The 24,156-nt window shown below is 69.4% G+C and carries 19 protein-coding genes, 1 tRNA gene, 1 pseudogene and 1 riboswitch; of the genes and pseudogenes, 14 read left to right on the forward strand and 7 right to left on the reverse strand.

What is annotated here, in order from left to right; all coding sequences use genetic code 11:
- Positions 1–228: 228 nt before the first annotated feature.
- From R3A49_08520 to R3A49_08550, 7 genes are all read left to right on the forward strand, one after another.
- The gene (locus R3A49_08520; protein ID MEZ5170773.1) at positions 229–1,131 is read left to right on the forward strand and encodes a GGDEF domain-containing protein; all 903 of its coding nucleotides are present in this window, start codon (positions 229–231) and stop codon (positions 1,129–1,131) included.
- A complete protein-coding gene (locus R3A49_08525) occupies positions 1,128–1,925 on the forward strand; it encodes a hypothetical protein (GenBank protein ID MEZ5170774.1) in 798 nt (265 codons plus the stop codon). The genes R3A49_08520 and R3A49_08525 overlap by 4 nt, the downstream gene beginning before the upstream one ends.
- 30 nt (positions 1,926–1,955) lie before the next feature.
- Positions 1,956–2,030: transfer RNA gene (locus tag R3A49_08530), tRNA-Arg, on the forward strand.
- Positions 2,031–2,050: 20 nt separating this feature from the next.
- Positions 2,051–2,866 carry an SDR family oxidoreductase gene (locus tag R3A49_08535; GenBank protein MEZ5170775.1) on the forward strand — a complete coding sequence of 272 codons (816 nt, stop codon included), beginning with the start codon at positions 2,051–2,053 and terminating at the stop codon, positions 2,864–2,866.
- Between the two features lie 171 nt (positions 2,867–3,037).
- Positions 3,038–3,520 carry a proteasome activator gene (locus R3A49_08540; protein ID MEZ5170776.1) on the forward strand — a complete coding sequence of 161 codons (483 nt, stop codon included), beginning with the start codon at positions 3,038–3,040 and terminating at the stop codon, positions 3,518–3,520.
- Complete coding sequence (locus tag R3A49_08545; protein ID MEZ5170777.1) at positions 3,517–4,884, forward strand: 3-deoxy-7-phosphoheptulonate synthase class II; 1,368 nt, start codon at positions 3,517–3,519, stop codon at positions 4,882–4,884. The genes R3A49_08540 and R3A49_08545 overlap by 4 nt, the downstream gene beginning before the upstream one ends.
- A complete protein-coding gene (locus R3A49_08550) occupies positions 4,881–8,489 on the forward strand; it encodes a multifunctional oxoglutarate decarboxylase/oxoglutarate dehydrogenase thiamine pyrophosphate-binding subunit/dihydrolipoyllysine-residue succinyltransferase subunit (GenBank protein MEZ5170778.1) in 3,609 nt (1,202 codons plus the stop codon). Before R3A49_08545 ends, R3A49_08550 begins: the two co-directional genes overlap by 4 nt.
- Before the next feature lie 6 nt (positions 8,490–8,495).
- Here R3A49_08550 and R3A49_08555 read toward each other — a convergent pair whose 3' ends face one another.
- Positions 8,496–8,774, reverse strand: coding sequence for a hypothetical protein (locus R3A49_08555; protein MEZ5170779.1), 279 nt, complete (start codon positions 8,772–8,774; stop codon positions 8,496–8,498).
- A gap of 28 nt (positions 8,775–8,802) precedes the next feature.
- Positions 8,803–9,699, reverse strand: coding sequence for a 4-hydroxy-tetrahydrodipicolinate synthase (locus tag R3A49_08560; GenBank protein ID MEZ5170780.1), 897 nt, complete (start codon positions 9,697–9,699; stop codon positions 8,803–8,805).
- Positions 9,700–9,745: 46 nt separating this feature from the next.
- Here R3A49_08560 and R3A49_08565 point away from each other — a divergent pair, with 46 nt between their 5' ends.
- A complete protein-coding gene (locus R3A49_08565) occupies positions 9,746–10,606 on the forward strand; it encodes a sulfite exporter TauE/SafE family protein (protein MEZ5170781.1) in 861 nt (286 codons plus the stop codon).
- Positions 10,607–10,618: 12 nt separating this feature from the next.
- Here the strand turns inward: R3A49_08565 and R3A49_08570 are convergent, their stop codons facing one another.
- Positions 10,619–11,329: a uracil-DNA glycosylase gene (locus tag R3A49_08570; protein MEZ5170782.1), complete on the reverse strand. Its 711-nt coding sequence runs from the start codon at positions 11,327–11,329 to the stop codon at positions 10,619–10,621.
- Positions 11,330–11,551: 222 nt separating this feature from the next.
- Between R3A49_08570 and R3A49_08575 the strand changes: the two genes are divergently transcribed.
- The 3 genes and pseudogenes from R3A49_08575 to R3A49_08585 all read left to right on the forward strand — a co-directional run bounded on the left by R3A49_08575 (position 11,552) and on the right by R3A49_08585 (position 14,111).
- Complete coding sequence (locus R3A49_08575) at positions 11,552–12,925, forward strand: DUF222 domain-containing protein (GenBank protein MEZ5170783.1); 1,374 nt, start codon at positions 11,552–11,554, stop codon at positions 12,923–12,925.
- A 150-nt stretch (positions 12,926–13,075) separates the two neighbouring features.
- Positions 13,076–13,945, forward strand: a complete 870-nt coding sequence (locus tag R3A49_08580) for an IS3 family transposase (GenBank protein MEZ5170784.1) — start codon at positions 13,076–13,078, stop codon at positions 13,943–13,945.
- A gap of 22 nt (positions 13,946–13,967) precedes the next feature.
- A pseudogene (locus tag R3A49_08585) lies at positions 13,968–14,111 on the forward strand (HNH endonuclease signature motif containing protein).
- Between the two features lie 24 nt (positions 14,112–14,135).
- Here the strand turns inward: R3A49_08585 and R3A49_08590 are convergent.
- The 3 genes from R3A49_08590 to R3A49_08600 all read right to left on the reverse strand — a co-directional run bounded on the left by R3A49_08590 (position 14,136) and on the right by R3A49_08600 (position 18,221).
- Complete coding sequence (locus tag R3A49_08590; protein ID MEZ5170785.1) at positions 14,136–15,857, reverse strand: cation:proton antiporter; 1,722 nt, start codon at positions 15,855–15,857, stop codon at positions 14,136–14,138.
- A gap of 176 nt (positions 15,858–16,033) precedes the next feature.
- Positions 16,034–16,969: a hypothetical protein gene (locus tag R3A49_08595; GenBank protein ID MEZ5170786.1), complete on the reverse strand. Its 936-nt coding sequence runs from the start codon at positions 16,967–16,969 to the stop codon at positions 16,034–16,036.
- 1 nt (position 16,970) lies between these two features.
- Positions 16,971–18,221: a prenyltransferase/squalene oxidase repeat-containing protein gene (locus R3A49_08600; protein ID MEZ5170787.1), complete on the reverse strand. Its 1,251-nt coding sequence runs from the start codon at positions 18,219–18,221 to the stop codon at positions 16,971–16,973.
- Positions 18,222–18,317: 96 nt separating this feature from the next.
- Positions 18,318–18,399, reverse strand: a riboswitch (cobalamin riboswitch).
- Between the two features lie 161 nt (positions 18,400–18,560).
- Here R3A49_08600 and R3A49_08605 point away from each other — a divergent pair.
- The 3 genes from R3A49_08605 to R3A49_08615 are packed head-to-tail and all read left to right on the forward strand — an operon-like array spanning position 18,561 to position 22,086.
- Positions 18,561–19,628 carry a hypothetical protein gene (locus R3A49_08605; protein MEZ5170788.1) on the forward strand — a complete coding sequence of 356 codons (1,068 nt, stop codon included), beginning with the start codon at positions 18,561–18,563 and terminating at the stop codon, positions 19,626–19,628.
- Entirely contained in the window at positions 19,625–21,265 is a 1,641-nt protein-coding gene (locus tag R3A49_08610; GenBank protein MEZ5170789.1) for an ATP-binding cassette domain-containing protein, read from the forward strand. Before R3A49_08605 ends, R3A49_08610 begins: the two co-directional genes overlap by 4 nt.
- Positions 21,262–22,086: an ECF transporter S component gene (locus R3A49_08615; protein ID MEZ5170790.1), complete on the forward strand. Its 825-nt coding sequence runs from the start codon at positions 21,262–21,264 to the stop codon at positions 22,084–22,086. The genes R3A49_08610 and R3A49_08615 overlap by 4 nt, the downstream gene beginning before the upstream one ends.
- Positions 22,087–22,098: 12 nt before the next feature.
- Here R3A49_08615 and R3A49_08620 read toward each other — a convergent pair whose 3' ends face one another.
- A complete protein-coding gene (locus R3A49_08620; protein MEZ5170791.1) occupies positions 22,099–24,084 on the reverse strand; it encodes a HAMP domain-containing sensor histidine kinase in 1,986 nt (661 codons plus the stop codon).
- Between the last annotated feature and the right edge of the window lie 72 nt (positions 24,085–24,156).

The following is a 24,156-nucleotide window of genomic DNA, read 5'->3' on the forward strand; positions in this document are numbered from 1 at the left end:
CCGTGGCATGGTATCCCCGCCGCTTCGCCGGGCCCCGGTGCGGCCTCGTTTTTCCCACGGGAGACGGTCCGGTCCGGGGAGCGTCACGCGAACCGGACTTTTGGGATACGCTGTTACTGGCTTGCGGGCGCGCCGGCGGGATGGGACATTACGACGGGCATTCCGCCACGCGGCGTGGAAGGCGGAGGAGCAGCGGCGGGCACGGGGACCGGCGGGAAGGCACGGGTTGTGACCGAGGCGACCGGGTCCGGACGTCGTTCCGGCGAGATCCTCTCGGAACCGGGGACGGACGATGACACCACGGAGCGCGTTGACACAGAGAGCGGTCAGGCCGCGCGCGCCGATGCGCGACGCGACGCCCGGGACGACGCCGTGACACCCGTCATCGACCTCGTCAACGAGCTGGCAGCCGACGGCGCGGGGCTCTCGCTCATCTACAACGCGCTCGACGACGTCGTCGAGCGATGCAATCTCGACGACGCCGCGCTCGTCGTGGAGGAGCCCGGGCTCGGCCGCCAGGTCTTCCGGGCCGGTCGCCGACCCATCACCGACGACGACGAAGCCCTGCTCACCGCACCCACGGGCCTCTACACCGAGCCCGAGATCGGCGAGGCCGAGTTCGACCCCAAGCTGCTCGTCAACCTGTGCATCCTCGCTCTCCGCCTGGAGGTCCTCCGCTACGACGCATGGCACGATCCGCTCACGGGCCTCTACGACCGACGGAGCTTCGACCGGCTGCTCGAGATGTCAACGGCCCGCGCTCAGCGCTACGGCTGGCCGTTCACGCTCGTGATCGTCGACGTCGACCACCTGAAGGAGATCAACGACAACGATGGCCACTCCGCCGGTGACGCTGCGCTCCGCGCGGTGGCCGACCGGTTCCGCAACGTGCTCCGGTTCGGTGACAACGCTGCACGTATCGGTGGCGACGAGTTCGCTCTCATCCTCCCCGACACGACGCGCGACCAGGTACCGGCCCTTCTCGAGCGCGTGTCACGTGGCGACGACCCCACCGGTGTACCGTCGTTCTCCTTCGGCTCGGCGCACTGCCCGACCGAGGCCAAGGACTACGACGCCCTCTTCCGCCTCGCCGACGAGCGGATGTACCTCGCCAAGGGACAGCCGGTATGAGTCTCGACGAACTCGAATTCGAACTGCGCAAGCTCGACGGCGTCCAGGCAGCGGGTTTCAACAAGCGCGACGACGTGCTCCTGGTCCAGGTCCACACCCGCGGCGCGTCGCTCGATCCCGACCTGGCACTCCAGGCACTCCAGATCGCCTATCGGCACTCGGAACAACCCGTCGCGGTCGAAGTCGTACGGTGGAAGACGCTTCAGGCCGGAGAGCCGGCCGGAGAGCCGTCGCCCGACAGCCCGCCGACGCGTGAGGCCGGAGAGATGCGTGCGACGGGGAACGGCACCACCCGGGAGCCGGCGGCCCCGAACGGCACCGTCATCGACCTGGTGGACGAGGCCGCATCCGACAAGTCGCCCGAACCCGACCACCGACCATCCGACACCGCCGCGGGCGAATCACGCCACGATACGCGGGAGAAGCGCGTCCGGCTGCTCGCCGTACTCACGTTTCCCGACACGGACGAGGTCGAGGTGCACCTCACCCTCGACGGGCAGCGCAGCATCGGGCGGGGCACGACGGCGCGTGACGCCGCGGGCGCCGTGCTGGCGACGTTGGACGCCATCCAGCACTTCACTCCCACTCTCGAGTACCGCATCGGGTGGGTGAAGCCCGTCGACGGCGAGAACGACAGCGAGCACCCCGTGTACGCGGTGCAACTCGACGGCGACGGCGCCTCCCCTTCCCTCTACGGCCTGTCGCGCGGCGCCGGCGCCTACGAGGCCGCTGCCCGGGCGACGCTCCAGGCCCTCAACCGCACCCTCGCGCTGGAGCTCTGGGCAGCGAGCTGAGCGTCGCGCCCGGCCTACACTCGACACCCCGCCCTCGTAGCTCAGCGGATAGAGCATCGGCCTCCGGAGCCGTGAGCGCAGGTTCGATTCCTGCCGAGGGCGCCAGCGCGCTGGGAGCGGACACCATGGGCGAACCACCGGAGCCGATACTGCACGGACGCGTCGCCCTCGTCACCGGTGCAGGGTCCGGTATCGGGGCGGCCACTGCGCGGCGTCTCGCCCGGGCCGGTGCTTCGGTGTGCGCCGTCGACCTCGACACCGGCGCCGCCGACGCGATCGCCCGGGATGTGGGCGGCCTCGCGCTGCACGCCGACGTCGGAGAGTCCGCCGAGGTGACGGCCGCCTTTGCCGCGTGTCAGGAGCACTTCGGCGGTGTCGACATCGTGCACCTGAACGCCGGTGTGGTCACCGGGCACGGTGAGGTGGACACGCTTCCCGACGACATCTACCGGCGGGCGGTCCGAGTCAACGTCGACGGCGTGGTCTTCGGGATGCGAGAGGCCATTCCCGCGCTGACCCGGCGTGGCGGTGGGGCGGTCGTCGCCACAGCATCGCTGGCGGGCATCATCCCGTTCGCCCTGGACCCCGTCTACGCGCTCACCAAGCACGCGGTCGTGGGTTTCGTACGCAGCGTCGCACCACTCGTCGAGTCTGCCGGGATCACCGTGAACACCGTCAATCCGGGCATCGTCGACACGCCGATGACCGCGCCGATTCGGGAGCCCCTCCTGGCCGACGAGTTCCCCCTGCTCTCCGCCGAGGAGATCGCCGACGCCGTGGTCACCCTCGCGACGAGCGGGCGTACCGGCGAGTGCTGGGTGTGCCAGCCAGGGCGCGACCCCGAGCCCTACCGGTTCCACGACGTCCCCGGCCCGCGGACCTCGGGCGGCGAGGGTCGGAGGCCTCCGGGCCTCGACGAGGGCGAACTCTCACTGGACTGAGGCCCCGGGGCCCCAGGGCCGAATCGAGGGCAACACCGGCGTCGGTGCTCGGTATCCTCGGAACAGCCAGAAAGGTCGAACGTGCCACACGACAACTCTGCGAACGCGGCTTCACCCGACGCGACACACGATGGAGAAGAGGGGCTGGACCCCGACGACGGGTCGCGAGGCGTGACGCCAATCGTGCTCGAGGACGGTGACGCTGCCTCGGCCGAAAGGCCCGACACGGGAAGCGACGAACCGGCGGGCGAGCAGGTCACGAGCCCGACGAAGCTGATCCGGATCGCCTCGATGGTGCGGACCATGCTCGAGGAGGTCCGCCAGGCGCCGCTCGACGAGGAGGGGCGGCGGCGGCTCCGCGAGATCTACGAGCGCACGATGTCGGAGCTGCGCGACGTCCTCTCCGACGACCTGCGCGACGAGCTCGACGAGATGGTTCTCCCGTTCTCGGCCGACGCCCCGACCGAGTCGGAGCTCCGCCTGGCCCAGGCACAACTCGTGGGGTGGCTCGAGGGGCTGTTCCACGGCATCCAGGCCACGCTGTTCCAACAGCAGGCCGCCGCCACGGCGCAGTTCGAGGAGATGCGCCGGCGCGCCGCGCTCGAAGCGGGTGGTCCCGACGTGGGCGGTCCGGGAGCGGGTCAGTACCTGTGAGCACGACGACGGGAACCGGCGGGGCCACGGGATGGTCGCCCGCGAGCTGGCAGGACCGGCCGGCTGCCCAGCAGCCCGACTGGCCCGACGCCCGTGAGCTCGCCGCCGTACTCGAGGAGCTCCGGAGCCAACCCCCTCTCGTGTTCGCCGGCGAGTCGGAGACCCTCACCACCCTCCTCGGTGAGGTCTCCGAGGGCCGCGGCTTCCTCCTCCATGCCGGCGACTGCGCGGAGTCCTTCGACGCCTTCTCCGCCGACGCCATCCGCGACAAGCTGAAGGTGATCCTCCAGATGGCGGTGGCCCTGGGCTACAGCACCGGCGTTCCCACCGTGAAGGTCGGTCGGATCGCCGGTCAGTTCGCCAAGCCCCGCTCGTCGCCGACCGAGACCCGCGACGACCTCGAGCTGCCGTCCTTCCGTGGCGACATGGTGAACGGTGCGGCGTTCGAGGCCGACGCCCGCCGCCCCGACCCGCAGCGCCTGCTTCGCGGCTACCACCAGTCGGCCGCCACGCTCAACCTCGTGCGGGCGTTCACCAAGGGAGGCTTCGCCGCCCTGTCGCGGGTGCACTCCTGGAACCTCGAGTTCGTGTCGTCGAGCCCGGAGGGCCGGCGCTACGAGGCCCTGGCGAGAGAGATCGACCGCGCCGTCAACTTCATGGCGGCGTGTGGCATCGTCCTCGACGACGAGCTCCAGCTCCACCAGGTCGACTTCTACACGTCGCACGAGGCCCTGCTGCTCGGCTACGAGGAGGCCCTCACCCGCCGTGACTCACTCACGGGATCGTGGTTCGACTGCTCGGCGCACCTCGTGTGGATCGGTGAGCGCACCCGGCAGCTCGACGGAGCCCACGTGGAGTTCCTCTCGGGCGTGCAGAACCCCGTCGGCGTCAAGCTCGGCCCCACAACGGGTGTCGACGACGTCCTGGGGCTGTGCGAGCGCCTCAACCCGACCCGTCGGCCCGGGCGCCTGACCCTCGTGAGCCGGATGGGTGCGGGCAGGGTGCGTGAGGTGCTCCCGCCTCTCCTCGCGGCCGTGCGCGACGCGGGGCATCCCGTCGTGTGGGCCTGCGACCCCATGCACGGCAACACCTTCAGTCACGAGGCCGGGATGAAGACGCGCCGCTTCGACGACATCATGGACGAGCTGCGGTCCTTCTTCGAGATGTGCGGTGACGCGGGCGTGTGGCCGGGTGGCGTGCACGTGGAGCTCACGGGCGAGAACGTCACCGAGTGCCTCGGAGGATCCCAGGAGGTGCTCGACGGTCAGCTCGGCGAGCGCTACGAGACGCAGTGCGACCCGCGGCTCAACGCCCGGCAGTCCCTCGACCTGGCGTTCCAGGTCGCCGAGCTCCTCCGCCGATGACCCCGGCCGGCGACCTGGGGCCCAACGCGGGGGTCGTGGAGGATCTCTACCGCCGCTATGCGGAGAATCCCGACTCGGTCTCGGAGGCGTGGCGCGACTTCTTTGCCGACTACACACCCGGGCCCGAGCCGGCGCCACCCGTCCCGGAACGCGCAGCGGTCGAGCCCGCCGCTCCCGTTCCCCACTCGGCGGTCGCGAGCGAGGCCGATGTACCCGAGTCGCCCGAGGAACGTCGCGAGGCCGACACGACCACGATCACGGGCGACGACGCCGCTCCTCTCCGCGGAGCCGCCGCACGTGTCGTGGAGAACATGGAGGCCAGCCTGGAGGTCCCGACCGCCACATCGGTGCGAACGGTCCCCGCCAAGCTCCTCGAGATCAACCGGCTGATCCTCAACAACCAGCTGCGCCGGTTGGGTCACGCGAAGGTGTCGTTCACCCACCTCATCGCGTACGCAGTCGTGCAGGCCGTGTCCCGCGTCCCGGCGATGAACTCCACCTACGGCCTCATCGACGGCAAGCCGGGGGTGTCGCGCAACAAGCACGTGAACCTCGGGATCGCCGTCGATGTCGAGAAACGCGACGGAACGCGGTCGCTGCTCGTGCCCAACATCGCCGAGGCGGAGACGCTCGACTTCGCCGGTTTCGTGGGCTCCTACGAGGAGCTGATCCGGCGGGTGCGGTCGGGGAAGCTCTCCCCCGACGATTTCATCGGGACGACGATCAGCATCACGAACCCCGGGATGATCGGCACGGAACACTCCGTCCCGCGGCTCATGCCCGACCAGGCCCTGATCGTCGGCGTCGGGTCGATCGCGTACCCGAGTGAGTACGAGGGGGCCGACACCTCGGCCCTCGCGCGCATCGGTGTGTCCAAGACGGTCACGCTCACGAGCACGTACGACCACCGAGTGATCCAGGGCGCGCAGAGCGGTGAGTTCCTCCGGTGGGTGCACGAGCTGCTGCTGGGGGCCGAAGGCTTCTACGACGGCTGCTTCACCAGTTTCGGTGTTCCTTACGAGCCGGCGCGTTGGAAAGAGGATGTCAGCCCTCCGCCCGACTCCGTCGCCGCCCACGAGAAGTCGGTGCACGTCCAGCAGCTCATCAACATGTACCGGGTCCGCGGCCACCTGATCGCCAACCTCGACCCGCTCGGCTACACCGCCGCCCGCACCCATCCCGAGCTCGATCCCGATCACTGGGGCCTCACGATCTGGGACCTCGACCGTGAGTTCGCCACCGGCGGCCTGGCGGGGCGTCGGGCCATGCTGTTGCGCGACATCCTCGGCGTGCTGCGCGACGCCTACGCGCGCACCATCGGCGTCGAGTACATGCACATCCAGGAGTCCGACCAGAAGGAGTGGATCCAGGAGCACGTGGAGGGCGAGTCACCGGACCCGTCACTCGACACGAAACGCCGGATCCTCGACCGCCTCAACGCGGCAGAGGCCTTCGAGGCCTTCCTCCAGCGGAAGTTCCTCGGGCACAAACGCTTCAGCCTCGAAGGTGCCGAGTCGCTGATCCCGATGCTCGACGCGCTCCTCGACAGCGCCGCCGACGCCGGGTGTCCCGAGGTCGTGATGGGCATGGCCCACCGCGGTCGCCTCAACGTGCTGGCCAACACGCTCGGGAAGTCGTACACGCAGATCTTCCGCGAGTTCGAGGGTGAGCTCGATCCCGACGCGCCACAGGGATCCGGCGACGTGAAGTACCACCTCGGCACCACCGGGGAGCACGAGAGCGCCGAGGGGAACAGCCTGACGGTGCGGCTCGCCTCGAACCCGAGCCATCTGGAGGCGGTCGACCCGGTCGTGGAGGGAATGGCACGTGCCCGCCGCGACGAGCTCGAGGCCGGCCACGACGACGTCGTCCCGGTGCTGATCCACGGCGATGCCGCCTTCGCCGGTCAGGGCGTCGTTGCCGAGACGCTCAACCTCTCGGAGCTCCCCGGCTACGACGTGGGTGGAACGGTCCACATCGTCGTCAACAACCAGCTCGGTTTCACGACCGATCCCGAGCACGGTCGCTCCAGCATCTACGCCACCGACGTGGCGAAGATGGTGCAGGCACCCATCCTCCACGTGAACGGCGACGATCCCGAGGCGTGTGTCCGGGTGGTGAATCTGGCCTTCGAGTTCCGCCAGCGCTTCGACAAGGACGTCGTGGTCGACATGGTGTGCTACCGGCGCTACGGCCACAACGAGACCGACGAGCCCGCCTTCACCCAACCCCGGATGTACGAGCGCATCGACGCCCACCGCTCCATCCGCAAGCTCTACACCGAGACACTCGTCAACCGGGGTGACATCACGCTCGACGAGGCGGAGTCCGCCCTCGAGGCGTTCAGCGGGATCCTGGAGGGGGCCTTCCGGGAGCTCGAAGCCGGCATCGAGGCGACGGGCGGCAGCGACGAGGCGGGAACCGCCGACCACGACGATCCCGTCGCCGACGACCGACCCACCGCCGTCGACCGTGAGCGCCTCGACGACATCGTCACGGCCCTCACAACATGGCCCGACGGCTTCTCACCGCACGACAAGCTCGCCCGGCTGATCACGAAACGCCGCGAGGCCTTCGACGCCGACAGGGTCGACTGGGCTCTCGCCGAGTCGCTCGCGTTCGGCTCCCTCGTCACCGACGGGATCCCGGTGCGCCTTGCAGGTCAGGACACCCGCCGCGGGACGTTCTCGCAGCGCCACGGAGTCCTCGTCGACAAGCAGACCGAGGAGGAGTACATCCCCCTCGCCCACATCAGCGATTTCCAGGCCCCCATGCGTCTCTACGACTCCCTGCTGTCGGAGTACGCCGCGCTCGGCTTCGAGTACGGCTACTCGGTCGCCACGAGCGACAGCTGGGTCGGGTGGGAGGCCCAGTTCGGCGACTTCGCCAACGGCGGTCAGATCACGATCGACCAGTTCATCGCCGCCGCCGAGGACAAGTGGGACCAGCGCAGCTCCCTCACGTTGCTGCTCCCCCACGGCTACGAGGGACAGGGCCCGGAGCACTCGAGCGCCCGCCTCGAGCGCTTCCTCATCCTCGCCGCCGACGGCAACATGCGAATCGCCTACCCCACCACGGCTGCTCAGTACTTCCATGTTCTCCGGCGCCAGGCGTGCTCGGGACGTCGGACGCCGCTCGTGTGCATCACCCCGAAGCGGTATCTGCGGATGCCGGGAACCATCTCGCCGGTCGAAGATCTCACGTCGGGTGGGTTCCGGGAGGTCCTCGACGACGACGGCGCTCCCACGGAGGTTTCGCGGGTACTGCTGTGCACGGGGAAGATCGCCCACGAGCTGCGTGAGGAGCGCGACGAGCGGTCGGCACCGGTGGCCGTCGTGCGGCTGGAACAGCTCTATCCGTTCCCCACCGAGCAGCTCCTGGCGACGCTCGGGAAGTACCGAGGTTCCGTGGAGCTGCGCTGGGTGCAAGAGGAGCCCGAGAACATGGGGGCGTGGGGCTTCGTGCGCGGTCGCATGATCGACCGGATGGGCGCGGGAACCGACGTCGCGGTCGTTGCGCGGCCCCCGAGCGGGAGTCCGGCCACGGGCTCGGCGCGCGTGCACGAACTCGAGCAGCAGGCCGTCATCGACGCCGCGCTCGCCTGAGAGCTCCTAGCGGGACACGCTCACAGGATCGGCGGGATCGCGGTCGGAGCCGGGGTCGGCTCCGATCCGGGCGCCGCGTCCGGCCGGCCGCCGTCGTCGCAGGGCCCTGATCCCGATCCAGCCGACACCGGCACCGAAGGCCAGAGAGATGACAGCGATCACGGCGTGGACGACCTTGAAACCGGTCGAGTCGTCGGATCCGGCCATGAGGTAGAGCCGGCTGATCCACACGTAGGCGGTCCAGCCCGCGGCGACGATCAGGAACCAGGCGCTGCGACGGCTCACGGGGTGCTCATACGGTGCTCAACTGTTGTCACGTTGCGGCCTCGACGGCCGCGAGCGCCGCCTCGACCGCCACGTCCGATGCCGGTGCGAGCGGCATGCGTAGATCCGGCGTGGGGATCAGCCCCTGACGGTGCAGGACACCCTTGAAGACCGACGGGTTGGGCTCGGCGAAGCCCGCGCGCACCACCGGAAGTAACGCCTCGGCGTGGGCACGCCCGTCGTCGACCTTCCCGGCCAGCCCGCACTCGATCATCGCCACGAAGCGCTCGGTGCAGAGGTGCGCCGACGCGCAGATGGCGCCGCTGCCCCCCATGAGGACGATCGGGAACAGGAACGGGTCTTCTCCGCCCAGCACGTGGAAGTTGTCGGGACGCCCGGCGAGCACCCGGAGCGTGTCGAGGTCGAGGCCCGATGTCGCCTGCTTGACACCCGCCACGTTCGGCAGGGCGGCCACCTCGAGCATGGCCTCGGGATCGAGGTTGCGGCCGGTTCGGGACGGGATGTTGTAGAGGACGAGCGGAACCGGACTGGCCTCGGCGGCCGCCCGGAAGTGTTCGACGAGTGCGCTCTGCGCCGGGCGCACGTAGTAGGGCACGACCACCAGCGCGGCCGACAGCGCCGGCGTGCCCTCGAGCGCCGCCACCGACGCGACGGTCGTGGCGGTGTTGTTGGTCCCGGCGCCGACGATGAGCTGCGCTCCGCGCTGGCTGCACACAGCGGCACAGGTGTCGGTGACGACAGCCCGCTCAGCGGCGTCGAGCGCCGGCGACTCCCCGGTCGTACCGAGTGCCACGATCCCGGTGGCACCGGCATCGAGATAGTGGTGGCAGAGTGCGTCGATGGAGTCGGCTGCGACGCCGCCGTCGGCGGTGAACGGTGTGACGAGCGGAACGTAGATACCGCGGAGGTCGAGGTCGCTCGGCATGCGCCCGAAGCGTAGCCGCGTGCTTTGCGGCGTCTACCCTCGGTTCGTGGACGGCGACGAGCTCAGGATTCTCGCCACCCTGGTCGTCGGAGTCGCCACAGGTGTCGTGTCGGCGATGTTCGGCGTCGGCGGAGGTGTCGTCGCCAAACCTGCGATCCGCGCGCTGGGTGCGTCCCCGATCGAAACGGTGGGCTCGACACTGCCCGCCGTGATCCCGTCGGCGATCGCCGGGACACTGCGATACAGCCGTGAGGGCCTCGTCAACTGGGGGGTCGTGGCGCGGATCGGAACCGTCGGGGCCGTCTTCGCCGTCCTGGGTGCCGTCGCCGCCGAGGCCGTTCCGGGCGACGGCGGGATCCTCATGGTGGCCGTGTCGTGTGTCATCACCTACTCCGCCGCACGGATCGTCTTCGGCGGGAACGGGCCCGACACCGACGCCCTGCCCGTGTCCGAGATCGTCGACGTTGCCGACGTGTCCGACGTGGCGGCCGAGAGCGCTCCTTCGGGCGAAGGTCCGGGCACGGCCACCGTCGCAGTGTCGGCCGGTCAGGCACTCGCGGTCGGCGTGGCGGCAGGCCTCATCAACGGCCTGCTCGGACTCGGCGGTGGTGTGGTGATCGTTCCCGCGCTCGCCGGATGGCTCCGGCTCCCGATCAAGATCACGGTGGCGACGTCGCTGGCCTGCGTGGGCCTCATATCAATTCCCGGAACCATCACCCACGCCGTGCTCGGCAACATCAACTGGCTGTACGCGCTTCCTCTCGCCATCGGCGTTATCCCTGGTGCACGCATCGGCGCGCATCTTGCCATCGCGGCGCGGGAACGGGTGCTGCGGCTCACCGTCGGAAGCGTGCTGGGCGCCATTGCCATCGCCACTGGGATCGTCGAGACGGTGTCGCTTCTCTAGGTCGTCGCTTCTCTAGGATCCCGAGAGCTCGCAGGCCCGGGTGAAGACGTCGTCGAGCATCGCCTCGGTGAGCCGCCCGGTGAAGGTGTTCTGCTGGCTCGGGTGGTACGAGCACAGAACCGTCGTCGTCGCGCCGCCGAACATGTCGAGGGACATCTCGACGCCGTGGCCGAACGATGGGCGCGGCTTCGGGAGCGGCGAGCCCCGCTCCGCGAGGACGCGCCACAGGGCCTGGTAGCCGAACCCACCGAGGACGACGATGACCCGTGGCTCGAAGATGTCGAGCTCACGGCTCAAGTACGGCGCACAGCGGTCTCTCTCTTCGGTTGTCGGCTTGTTGCCGGGCGGTGCGCAGTGGACCGCTGCGGTCACGTAGGTGTCGAGGAGCGCGAGGCCGTCGTCACGGGCGGTCGCCGTGGGCCGGTTGGCGAGCCCGGCGCGGTGCAGTGCCGCGTAGAGCCAGTCGCCGGAGCGGTCTCCGGTGAACATCCGCCCCGTGCGGTTGGCGCCGTGAGCCGCCGGGGCCAGGCCCACGAGCATGATGGCGGCGTCGGGATCGCCGAAACCCGGCACCGCACGGCCCCAGTAGACCTCGTCACGAAACGAGGCCCGCGGGTTGGCCGCGACATGCTCGCGCCACTCGACGAGCCGCGGACACCGGCGGCAGGCCACGACCTCGTCGTGGAGAACAGCCAGATCCTTTGCCCCACTCGGTGTTGGCACTTCGGCCGAGCCTAGGTTCAAAGCGGCAAGAGGCCGGCACGGGCAGCCGGGGTCCGGGGCTCCCGACGGTGGATCGGCCCTGTCCCGGCGTAGGTGTCACACCGGGTTGTTAGGTTGGTTCTGTCGATGCGGCGGGTGTGTTCCGCTGGTCGGTTTCTTCTCCCGTTGGCTACGGCCGCGTGTCCTTGGCTGCGCGCGGTCGGAGATCCGAAGGGGGTGAAGATGACAGTGTCCGACCAGGCCGACGACGGTGCGGGCCCGGGTGATGCGGGCGGGGACGGGGATCCGGGTGAGCCCGGCGTGAGTGGCGCGTCCCGGACGTTTCGTCTTCCGCGTGTGCGGCGCGCACCGGGGCCGCCGGCTGATCCGGCGGGGCCGTCGGGTCGGAGGCTCCTGGAGCTCCTGGGGGAGATCAACCATCTCGAGGCCCGATTCGCAGCGGAGCTGGCTGAGTTCGACACGTCAGGTGAGTGGCGCCTCGACGGTGCAGCGTCCGTTCAGGGCTGGTTGCGTCATCACGGCCGCATGACAGGCCCCGCAGCGTCGAGTCGCGTCAAGGCCGCCCGACGACTGCCTGAGCTGCCGACCACTGCCGAGGCGTTCGCCGCCGGTGAGATCTCGCGCGACCACGTGAACGTGATCGTGGCGGGCACCGAACTCACCGAAGGACTCGACGGCACCACAACAGTCGACGCCGACGCTGTGGCCGACGCGGTCGCAGCCGGTGAACGGATCTTCGCCGACGCCGCCCGACAGATGGACCCGGCCAACCTCCGCAAGGCCACCGTGCACTTCCGTCATGCGGTCGAACCCCAGATCGTCGTGTCCGACGAGATCGACGCCGTCTCACGACGCCACCTGCACATGTCGCAGTCCCTCGACGGTCGGTATCACCTGCGAGGCGAGTTCGACGCCGAAGGCGGTGCCATCATCAAGACAGCACTCGATTCGCTCATGCCGGCGGTGGCCGACACCCACGACACCCCACGGCGCGACCGGTTCCACACACCGCCACGCAGCACCTCACGGCGGCTGGCTGACGCTCTGGTCGCCACCTGTTGGAAGGCACTCGACTCGGGTCGGCTCCCCGCAACCGGAGGCGAACGCCCCCACCTGTCGGTCATCGTCGATCTCGAAACACTCCAACGACGTGCCGGTGTTCCCGCCGCCGAACTGGAGAACGGCGTCGCCCTCAGCGGCGAAGCAGCCCGACGCCTCGCCTGCGACGCCGGCGTGACCCGCATCATCACCGACGGCGCCAGCCAACCCCTCGACATCGGACGCAAAACGGCGACAGTGCCCACCCACATCCGACGGGCACTCGTCGTACGGGACGGCGGATGCGCCTGGCCCGGATGCGACCGCCCACCCGGCTGGTGCGACGTGAGGTTGCCCTGGAGTGGCGGACACTTCGGGCTGGAGTTCCAGCTCGTGAGGGAGGAGAGTCATTTCCATGGCGCAATATCCACCGGAGTTCAAGGCTCGAATTGTCGAGTTGTATCGGGAAGGCGAGCGAACGTATGTCGACGTCGCGAAGGAGTTCGATCTTTCACCTACGTCGGTGGCGAACTGGGTGAAGGCCGCCCGGGTCGATGAGGGTCACGACGCTGCGTTGACGTTCGCAGAACGCGAGGAGGTCACGGCGTTGCGGCGGAAGCTCCGTCAAAAGGAGGAAGAGCTCGAGATTCTGGGAAAAGCGTTGGCCTTCTTCGCTCGCAAGACGGACCAGTAGCGATTTACCGTTGGATCGAGACGGAGAAGGCCAAGCGTCCACAGATGCGTGTTGCGGTGGCGTGCCGAGTCCTGGGTGTGTCCCGGTCGGGGTTCTACGGATGGCGTCAACGTCGGGGGTGTCCGGGGCCACGTCACCGAGCCAACGAGCAGTTGCTCGCTCAGATCCGAGCAGTTCACGCGGACTTCCCGTCCTATGGATCACCGCGAGTCCACCAGGAGCTGCGCCGACGCGAGCACTGCGCGGGGCGCAACCGTGTCGCTCGGCTCATGCGCAACGCGGGATTGCAGGCTCGACGAGGCAGAACGCGATACCGGCCTCGTTCTGCTCCGCCTCGTCGACGCCCAGAGATCGTTGACCTCGTTCGACGTGACTTCGGCACCGAGGGCCCGAACAAGCTGTGGTGCATCGACATCACTCAGATTCGGACTCAAAGGGGTTGGCTTTTCGCTGCAGTGATGATCGATGCGTTCAGCCGCAAGGTCATCAGCTGGGCGACGAACGACCGCCACACCAACGAACTTCCGATCGAAGCACTCGCGATGGCAACCGCCGCCCGACAACCGACACCCGGAGGGATCGTGCACAGTGACCGCGGCTACCAGTTCACCTCGCGGGCATGGCTCAGCACCGTCGAACATGCCGGCATGCATCCATCCATGGGCAACGTCGGATCTGCTCTCGACAATGCCCTCATCGAGTCATGGTTCTCGTCGTTCAAGAACGAGGCGATCTATCCCAATGACACCCCGCCGGACCGGACCAGTGCTCGACGAGCACTCGTTCGACACATCGACTTCCACAATCGTCAGCGGCTGCACTCCGCCATCGGCTACAACACACCCAACGACCACGAGAACAACCACATCAACATGTCCGCCTAACTAGGGCAACCTCAACGCCCACCACATCGTCCACTGGGCGAACGGCGGCACCACCTCGGCCCAAAACTGCGTCCTGTTATGTCGAACACACCACAGCCGAGTCCACGAACACCGCTGGACCGTGACACTCACCGCCCACGGCCAACTCGAGGTGAAACCGCCATAGTGGAGGTCCGCGGGGATTCGAGCCTCAAGCGGGCTCGAAGCCGTCGAGAGCGACGAGAATCTCGCCCTTCCGGAGAGGCTTGGAGCCTGGATCGAGGCGGAGAGAGCCGTCGGGCCCGATGAGGACCGCAGCCATCCGGCCGTCCTCAGCGCGGGCGACGAAACCTTCGTCATCGAGTGTCGTGAAGGTCGCCCCGCGCGACACGAGGTTCTCGAGGTGCTCCTGCGAGGCACGCGCACTGAAGGGCTCCCGCGCCTCACGCACATCGAGATCCGAGTGCGGGAGTACGAACACCCCGGACCGTCCGATGACGTCGATGCAGATCCGTGCAGCGAGGAGGTTGTGCTCGTCGTTGTCCGATGCCACGAGGACATGCGACTTCCCGTCGAGCACCTCGGCCATCGCCTCCTCCGTCAACGGACCTGTGTAGATCTCGAAACCCTCGATCTCGGCTTCCAGGTCGTATGCGCCCGTGGCCACGACACCAAGATCGACGCCTGCGGACGAGAGCTCCGACGCCAGCGACAGGAGCCAGGGCCTGCGGCCGACGAGAACGATTCCCTGCGGCCGGCCGCGGGACACGCCGAGGAGCCTGGCGACCGGATAGGCGGAGAGGCCGTACACGACGGCGGTCCCGATGATGACGGCGAACGTGATCGGAACGAGGTCGTCGAAGTGCTTGCCGTTGTCCTCGATCTGAAGCGTGAACAGCGAGGCCGTTGCCGCTGCGACGATTCCCCTGGGCGCCATCCATGCGATGAACGCACGGTCGCGGATCGGGAGACTGCTGAACGCCGTGGCGGCGAAGGCGGCGGCCGGCCGGATCACGATCACGAGAACCGCGAGGAGAACTGCGGCGCCCGGGATGATGTCGACGAGATCGCCGAGATCAATTCGGGCCGCGAGAACGATGAACAGGCTCCCGATGATGAGGGAGCCGAGTGATCGGTGGAAGAAGGAGATTCCGTTCACGGGGACCCACGGCTGGTTGGCGAGTGCCACACCCAGAACGGTGCAGGACATCAGCCCTGCCTCCGACTGGACCGTGTCGGCGGTGGCGAAGGCGGCAACCGCGAAGAGCACGGCGACCCCGACCTCGAGGTCGTCGGGGATCAGGAACCACCGGAGCGAGGCAACGAGCAGAGCCGCAGCGACCAGGCCGACGAGAATGCCCACGGCGATTGTGTCGGGACCCTGGTGCAGTGGACTCGCATCATCCAGGACGACGACGTTGAGCACGAGGATGCCCAGAGCGGCACCGATGGGGTCGACGAACGTCCCCTCCCAGTTGAGCACGGAACCGGCAGGCTCCCGTGGCCGCGCCAGGCTCAGGATCGGTCCGACGACGGTCGGTCCCGACACGACGAGGATCGCCCCGAGGAGAAGAGCGAACTGGAAGGGGAGATCGAAGATGAGAAACGCCGCGGCGGCGGTGAGGCAGCCGGTGATCAGGACACCGATGGTGATCAGGCGGATGACCGGGCGGCGGACCCCACCGGCCAGGTCGTCGAAACGGAGGCCGAGGCCGGAGTCGAACAGGAGCAGACCGACCGCCAGCGACACTCCGGGGAACAGCGTCTCACCGAACAGCTCATCGGGCTCGATGAGGCCCGTGACCGGTCCGGCGAGGATTCCGGCGATCAGTAGCAGGACGATGGATGGCAGCCGGAGTTTGGCCGCCACCCACTGACAACCGACGCCGAGCACGACGATCGCCGCCAGCGCGACGAGAACGTTGTCGTCCATGCCTCCGAGCCTCGTGTGTCAGCGGACGCCCCATCCTGCCTCACCGGAGATACCGGCGACCGTCATTCGGGTTCCGGGTCGACTACGGCCGCCGGATCGGTGTCGAGCACGCGACCTCGCGGTGAACCCGTTCCCCGACGACTCGGGACAGTGGCTCGCGGTCGGGCCGGGAGCCGTCAGGAGCGCGAGCGCATCCGCAGGACCAGGAATACCGCAGCCGCCCCGGCGAGAACGAGCCCGAGCACGACGAACCCGACCACCGATGCTCCCGATGAACCGGTGGAGTCGTCGGCTACAGCCAGAGCGCTCTCGGCGTCGTCATCAGGTTCCCCCCCGCCGACGCCGTCACCGGCATCGTTTGCGGATGCCGCGGTGGTCGACGTCGCGTTTGTGGAGTCGGGACCTTCGTCGGGGGTCTCCTCCTCGCCGGCGACGTCAACAGGACCGTCGGCGGCGGGCCGACCCCCCTGACCCTCCGTACCCGATCCACCGCCACCGGCGGTGTTCGACGCCGGGGCGCCGCCGGACCCTCCGGAGGCGCCCTGCGACCCACCGCCTCCACCGCCGTTCGAGACGGGCGGTGGCGACGGAGCGGGAGGTGGAGGCGCGGCGTTGCCGCAGATCTCGTCGGCAGAGGCGTACGCCGGCTTCCCGCCGCCCCAGCGCCATCCTTCGACGTCACCGTCGCGAACGGTGCTCGATGAGGCTCCTCCGGACGAGGTACTGAAGCCGCTCGACCCCGCAGGTGCGCGCGAGTACGACCAGAACTTCGGCTGTTGGCATGTGAGGCAGGACTTGTCACCCGGGCATCCCACACCGTCGATCGCGCAGACCGCGACGCCGAGACCACCGAAAGGTGCAACGGTCACGCTCGCCGCGCGTTGTAGCGCCTCGACACCTGTCAGGGTGCCGTTGAAGTGGATGCACACGCGACGCACCGAGCTGCCGTTGTCGATGACCACCCCCGCGCTGTTGGAGCCCGCGGCTGCGGCCACACCGGGTCGCAGCCCTGCGGCCGACTCGAGGACACCCGTGTCGCCGGCCTGGGGGGTCCCGAAGAGACCGACGCCCGCGAGCGCCAGGAATGCGACGACCGCGACGAGGCGCCTCACGTCACACCTCCAGCCGTCGCCGTGAGGTGACAACGGCCGACACGCCGATGAGGACGAGCACCAGACCGATGGCGAGCGCCATCCCGGCCGAGGTCACGCCGGTCGCCGGAAGTGTCGGTGCGGTTCCACCGGCACCCTCGCCGCCCGCCCCGCCGACCGGGTCGGACCCGGGAGCGGGAGCCGCCGTCCCCGACGGATCACCGGAACCCGACGGGTCCACGGGGTCGACACGACCGACCTCGCAGGTCTGTGCGGGAGCCACGACCGGCGGCAGGACGGACCGGAGCAGTCCCTGAACCGCCTGGGCGGAGGCGAACGCCGGCGAGAAGCCGGGCCAGCTTCCGTCGACGGTCTGGGTCGAGCGCAGGTACTGGTCGGGGGAGACGTATGTGGCCGGGTCGGCGCCCGACCAGCAGGTCTCCTCGGCGTCCCAGCCCGCCGCCGTGATCCCGATGATCGCGACGGCCGTCGAGTTCGGGTTCGACGGGTCGTCGGCGTTGAAGGACGTGAAGCCGCCGTCCGCCTTCCGGAGGCCGGCCAGGAACCCGAGTGCGTCGGTGATGACGTCGCCCTGGGGGTCGACACCACCGGCGATGAGCGCGGCCACGACGAGGCTCGTCGAGTCGACATCGGTTCCGAGGCCCGTCTCGAAACCTCCGTTGGAACTCTGCTGCGCCAGGAGCCACCCCACCGTCTCGACCGGAACCGTGCGTCCGAGAGCGACGTTGGCGAACGCGGCGAGAGGCGTCGTGTAGATCGACCCGTACGAGCCGTCGCCGATGCCCGCGTCGAGGATCGCCACGAGGTCCACCGGCGTTCCGTCGTCGCTCGGGTCGAAGGCGGCGGGGTCCTGGCCCGCTGCGGCGGCCAGGACGATCAGCTGTGCGGACTTTCCGACGCTCGGTGGCCCACCGCAGAGACCCTCGGCCTGGTCGTCCAGGTAGTCCCATGCGGAGTGCGAGCTGTTGGCGACCGCGTCGATCGCTGCGTCGGCCTCGGCGGCGCTCCACGCCGTCCCGGTCTGGCCGGTCTCGGCGATCGCCAGTGCAACGTCGGCGGTCGAGAAGCCACAGGCGAAGTCGCCGGGGTCCGAGGTGTCCCACCCGCCCGATGGCAACTGGGACGCTGCGAGGTACGAGACGGCGGCGGCGGCCGCTCCCTCGTTCGCGGGTGATGCTGCCCCGACGGGCAAAGACCACACGACGCAGGCGAGCGCGCTGAACAGCGCAGGAATGACGACTCGACGGGACATGTCCCACCTCCGGGGGCCCCTGTTCCACGAGGGCCCTGTGTTCCCGCCCGAGGGCGGTCTGCTGACGGATCACCGGGTGGACCCGGTGAACGAGGTGGGTTTCCTGGCTTCCGGCGGGAGCAGGGCTCCGGGACCGGTCACAGCTGCGGGTCAGCGCCGGACTTGCACCGGCTTCCCCCACCCCGCCGGAGCGGGGCGGCACGCACATCCGGGTACGTGCGCTCCTCGTCGGAGGTGAGGGTAGGCACAGGTGCCGTGCTCCCGCCACTCCACACGAGGTGTCGCCTCCGTGTGGGCCGCTCGGATCTTCCGTCGTAGGGCGTGCGACAGTAGGCGGCCGTGGACGATCGACCATCTCTCCATGCTGTGACGTGGCTGGTCTGGGCGATCGCGGCCGGAACGACGGTACAGCTCGCGCCGAGCCCGGTGTACGTCGTGGTCGTCATCGTGCTGTCGGCCCTGGTCGTGGAGGTCCACGGCCGCGACACGGCGCTCGCGCGGGCCTTCCCCGCCTTCCTCCTCCTCGGGGCGAGCTTCGCTGTCATTCGCATCGTCCTCACCGCTCTCACGGCACACGGCGCGGGCCGCACGCTGTTCACGCTGCCCGATGCCACCCTCCCCCGGATGCTCGGTGGCTTCACCGTCGGTGGGTCGGTAGAGCTCGAGGTCGTGCTCCAGTCGGCGGCAGAAGGTCTGGCCATCGTCGGCCTGGTGGCTGCCTTCGGCGCCTTCAACGCCGTCGTGTCCCACTACGAGCTCGTACAGACCGCCCCGCGCTCCTTCTACGAGCCTGGCCTCGTCGTCACCGTGGCGCTGGCCGTTGCGCCGGCGACGGTCGGGGCGATACGCGACGTGCGTCTCGCCGACCGAGCCCGAACGGGGGGTCGTCCGGCCCGCCGCGGGCGGTGGCTGCGCAACACGCTTCCCGTCCTCGAAACCGGTATGGAGCGTGCGATCCATCTCAGTGAGTCGATGGACTCCCGCGGTTTCGCGCGCCTGGCGCCGACTCGTGCGGACCATGTGGCGGCGTGGTGTGGGCTGGGCGCGTTGCTCGCGCTCGGCGGGGCGTTCGTGGCGCTCGTCGGACAACAGGACCTCGCCGCCGCCGGTCTCGCCTTCGCGGGAACGGCGTTGCTCACCGCCGCCGTCGTCGGCTCCTCCCGCTCGGTGCGTCGTTCGCGATACCGCGCGCGGAGCTTCCAACCCGCCGACTGGCTGGTGATGGCGGCGGCCGTCATGACGCCGGTCGTCGTCGCCGGCTTCTCCATGGCCGACGAGGGGTCGCTGAGCTGGAGCGCCTACCCCCTCCACATTCCCGATGTCAACGCACTCGTGGTCCTCGCGCTCCTGGGCCTCGCCGTCCCGCTCGCGCTCCGACCGGCGCCGACCCGGGAGCACATCTCGTGACCGGTGTCGACTTCCGCCGTGTCGGCGTGGCGTACCCCGGCCGGGCGGACGACCCGGTGCTCGAGGAGTTTGATCTCTCCATCGCGTCCGGTGAGGTGCTGCTGGTCGTCGGCTCCTCCGGATCGGGGAAGAGCACGTTGCTGCGCTGCGTCAACGGTCTCGTTCCCCACGCAACCGGTGGCTCGTTCCGCGGCGAGGTCGTGGTGGGCGGGCGCTCCACACGCCACGAGACGCCGCGGGAGCTCGCCGATGTGGTGGGCTTCGTGCACCAGGATCCCGAGGCCCATTTCGTCGTCGACCGCGTGGAAGAGGACATCGCGTTCGGGCTCGAGAACCTCGGAGCCGATCCCGCCACGATGCGCCGACGCGTGGAGGAGGCGCTCGATGCGCTCGGTATCGCTCACCTGCGCGGACGCTCGCCGGGCACGCTGTCGGGTGGCGAGCGGCAGCGTGCGGCGGTCGCCGGAGCGCTGGCGCTGGCCCCCGCTGTTCTCGTTCTCGACGAGCCGACGTCCGAGCTCGATCCGCAGGGCGCCGACGACGTCCTGTCGGCCCTCGCACGGCTCAACGCCGACCTCGGCACCACGGTGCTCCTCGCCGAGCACAGACTCGAGCGCGCTGCGCCGATGGCGGACCGCGCCGCCGTCCTGGCGCGCAGCAGTGATGCGGCCGCGACGGTGACGGCGATCGGTGACCCGGCAACGACGGTGTCGGCGTACTCCGGCGCTCCGACGGTGACGCACCTCGGGCGTGTCCTGGGCTGGGAGCCTCTGCCGCTCACCGTCAAGCAGGCGCGCGGGTTCGCGCAGTCGCGTCCGGCCCGGCTGGGTGAGCCGCCCCGCTCGCACGGCGCGGGAGCCGAGGGCCCCGGCGACGTTCTCGTGTCGTCCTCCCGCCTCGAGATCCGACAGGGCGCCACGACCGTCCTGCGCGACGTCGACTCCGAGGTACGGGAGGGTGAGGTCGTCGTCGTTCTCGGGCGGAACGGGAGCGGGAAGTCGAGCCTGCTCACCACCCTCGCCGGGCTCCACGACGAGCACGCCGGGAGCGTCACGCGGTCGGCCACCGTCGCGTACGTTCCACAGGATCCGAACGCCATGCTCTTCCGCCCCACGGTGCGCGAGGAACTGCTCGAGACCCTCCGTCTCACAGCCCGCCGCGGGACGTCCACCCGCTCCCCGACCACCGCACAGGGAGACAGCGATGGCGCCCGGGTCGATCACTGGCTCGACAGGCTCCGGCTCACCGCACTCGCCGACCGACATCCGCGCACGCTGTCGTCGGGTGAGCGGCAACGTGCGGCTGTCGCCGCGGTCGCAGTGGGAGGTGCCCGGGTCCTCCTTCTCGACGAGCCGACCCGCGGCATGGACGCCGAGTCGCGCACGGCCCTCGAGCACGCGCTCCGTGAGCACACTGCCGGTGGTGGCGCTGCGGTACTCGCCACCCATGACGTCGAGCTCGCGGCGCGTGTCGCCACACGGGCCATCGTCCTCGGTGACGGTGACATCGTGGCGTCGGGTGATGCGCGCGAGGTCCTCACCGACTCGCTGTTCGCCCCTCAGACGCTACGGGTCGTCCCACCGTTCCTGACGGTCGGTGAAGTGGAGCGCGCGTTGTCGGAGGCGGACACCCCGTGAGGCTCCTGGACCGGATCCGGCCGAGCCTCGTGTACACGCTGGCCGTCGTCGTGGGGGCTGCGGCGTTCCTGTACCCGTTCTTCCTTCCCGCCGAAGCCATCCCGGGCACCGGCCACGCCGGCGACGCCCCGATCGTGGCCGCCGCGCTCGGGCTGCTCGTGGTGGGTGCGATGGCACTCGAGGTGCGCCGGGGAACCATGAATGGCGCAACGATCGCGATCCTCGGGGTCCTGTCGGCGGTCGCCGGGCTCCTGCGCCTCCTCGACCTGCCCGGCGGCGGCAGCGGGATCTTTTTCGTCGTCGTCCTGGCCGGCGCCGCGTTCGGTGCGCGCTTCGGTCTGCTGCTCGGCTTCACGTCGATGGCCACCTCGGCCGTCCTGACGGGGGGTATCGGGCCCTGGCTCCCGTTCCAGATGCTCGGCCTGGCGTGGATGGGCGGTGGCGCAGGACTCCTCGGCCGTGTGACCGTGTCGCTCGACCCCCGCCTCGAAATCACCGCACTCGCTGCCTACGCGTGGGTGTGGGGCTTCATCTACGGGGCCATCCTGAACCTGTGGTTCTGGCCATTCGCCATCGGCGACGGAGACCTGGCGTGGAACCCTGACCTCAGCATCGCCGAAACCGTCTCGCACTACTGGTCGTTCTACGTCGCCACGTCGCTCGGGTGGGACGCAGCCGGTGCGCTGGCCAACGCGCTCCTCGTCGCCCTCACGGGTGCCGCTCTCCTTCCCGCGTTCCGGCGCTTCTCGGGGCGTCTCGAGCCCGTCGTGATCCTGGAACCCATGACCAACCGTCCGGACGTGACCGTTCGAGCGACCTGAGCGTCGCAGTCCTCAGGTCCGCGCCGGTTCGTCCTGCGCGCCACCACCCCCGGACGGCTCGGACGGCGCCGTGGCGTCCCGAAGGGTGAAGGTGAACGTCGAGCCCTCCCCGACGGTACTGGCGACGCTGATCTCACCGCCCAGTGCCTCGACGTAGCGCCGGACGATGGCGAGCCCGACACCCAGACCGGCCCGCGACGAGCGGGTGGACGCCGTGGACTGGAAGAACCGCTCGAAGACCCGCTCCAGATCCTCCGGTGGGATGCCGTCTCCCTCGTCGGACACGGAAATGGCGACCATTCCGGCACCATCGTCCCCGTCCGTGCTTGCCGTTCGACGCGCCGACACGCGGATGGGTGTGCCGGGCTCGGAGTACTTGGCGGCGTTCGTCAGCAAGTTGCCGAGAACGTGGCTGAAGGCCTCGCTCCCGGCCATGACCGTGATGGCGTCGTCGATCTCGATGTCGAGCTCGTGGTCGGCGAGCAACGGAGCGATCGGCTCGACGACGCCGGACACGAGACTCAGCAGACCCAGCGGCTCGGGCTCGACGGCCATCGCGGCATCGTCGAGCCGGACCGAGGCGAGGAGCTGGTCGATGAGCCGGGTGAGCTCCTTGGCGTTCCCCGATGCCCGGGAGAGGAGCTCCTTGCGCTTGTCGTCGTCGAGGCGGTCCCACTGAAGCAGAACGGTGTCGACGAAGGCGGTGGCGGCGGTGAGGGGCGTCCGCAGCTCGTGGGACGCCATCGACACGAACTCCGCCTTGAGTTCGTCGGCCTCCCGGAGGCGCTCCGCGAGCTCCTTCTCGCTCTCGAAGGCACGACGGAACCGCTCCTCGCTCACACGCAGGTCGGCGGTGGCTTCGTCGACCATCTCGTACGCACGGTCGCGTGCACGGAGCTGTGAATAGGCGAGCCCGAACAGCGCGAGGCTGATGAGGACCCCTGCACCCAACCAGACCCACTCCTCGGCGGTCCCGGTCTCCGGGAAGCCCTCCATCTCCGTGAAGCCGAGTTGCCACGGAGCACCGAAGACCGTCGCTTCGTCCTGTCCCCGGTATCCATCGCCCACGATCCGGACGGGTGGACCCGGCATGGCTGCGAGGAGGTGTTCACCACCGGGCTGGAGTTCCTGGAAGAGGGGGATCTCGGTGATGGGACCCTCGATATCCAGCCCGATCCCCGGCTCGGCCTGGACGGCCGGCGCGACCGCCGCTTCCAGGAACACGACCATCGCAGCCACGCCGGCTGGTTCACCGGTTGCATCGAACCAGGGCGCGGCGATGATTCCCAGCCAGTCCCTGGCGACCGGTTGGGTACCGGGGTCGCTCGTCGGCCCCGAAGCCTCGGCCTCGAGCAGGTCCTCGGGAGTCTTCGACCCGTCGAGGAGCTGGGGGATCTCGTCGATCAGCGTGAAGTCGACGACGCCGACGAGCGCAGCGCCGGTGTCGGTCGATTCGAGCAGTGACCCCTCAGAGATCAGGAAGTCGACGTCGAGCCCGATCGCGTTGAACCGGGTGAGATCCGGCGCAGCGTGCACGATGACCTGGTGGGTCCTGCCGGTACCCGGGTCGAGGGCCACGACGGTCGGTGTCCCGAAACTCCCCTCGAACGTCGAGATCCTCTCGCCGAGCGCGGGGAGATCCTCGTCGGGTGTGCGCTCGGTGATGATCGCCGCGTAGTTGGCGGGCAACTTGGACTCGATGGAGTCGATCCCGGGGTCGGCGAGGAACTCCTCGCGCGTCAGGCCATCTCCCTCAGCCTTCGCTGCGAGTTCGTCCACGAAACGCGCGTAGGGCTCGAGCGCGCGCTCGAGCCCGTCCTCGGCGAGCGCGTGGGTCGCTGCGTCGAAACGTGCCTCGGAGGCGCCGGCCAGTTGGAGTCGGCGAACCTGCCAGACGATGACGGCCGCCACCAGCAGGACCGCCAGGAACACCCAGGCCCACACGGTCGACCGCCGCCGGGCGGTCGACCTCGAATACTCCGACTCTGGAGGCGACATGCTGCACACCATCGTACGTGCCCCCGGACCGCCCTCTGACCACGACACGCCCCGGGCCCCGTGGAACCGGGC

This window comes from Acidimicrobiia bacterium (genome assembly GCA_041394025.1).
Classification (GTDB): domain Bacteria; phylum Actinomycetota; class Acidimicrobiia; order IMCC26256; family JAOSJL01; genus JAOSJL01.

Excerpts from the sequence above, each read along its gene's own strand:
- R3A49_08525 (MEZ5170774.1), top strand. The coding sequence starts at position 1,128 with ATGAGTCTCGACGAACTCGAATTCGAACTGCGCAAGCTCGACGGCGTC.
- R3A49_08535 (MEZ5170775.1), top strand. The coding sequence starts at position 2,051 with ATGGGCGAACCACCGGAGCCGATACTGCACGGACGCGTCGCCCTCGTC.
- R3A49_08550 (MEZ5170778.1), top strand. The coding sequence starts at position 4,881 with ATGACCCCGGCCGGCGACCTGGGGCCCAACGCGGGGGTCGTGGAGGAT.
- R3A49_08560 (MEZ5170780.1), bottom strand. The coding sequence starts at position 9,699 with ATGCCGAGCGACCTCGACCTCCGCGGTATCTACGTTCCGCTCGTCACA.
- R3A49_08575 (MEZ5170783.1), top strand. The coding sequence starts at position 11,552 with ATGACAGTGTCCGACCAGGCCGACGACGGTGCGGGCCCGGGTGATGCG.
- R3A49_08590 (MEZ5170785.1), bottom strand. The coding sequence starts at position 15,857 with ATGGACGACAACGTTCTCGTCGCGCTGGCGGCGATCGTCGTGCTCGGC.
- R3A49_08600 (MEZ5170787.1), bottom strand. The coding sequence starts at position 18,221 with ATGTCCCGTCGAGTCGTCATTCCTGCGCTGTTCAGCGCGCTCGCCTGC.
- R3A49_08620 (MEZ5170791.1), bottom strand. The coding sequence starts at position 24,084 with ATGTCGCCTCCAGAGTCGGAGTATTCGAGGTCGACCGCCCGGCGGCGG.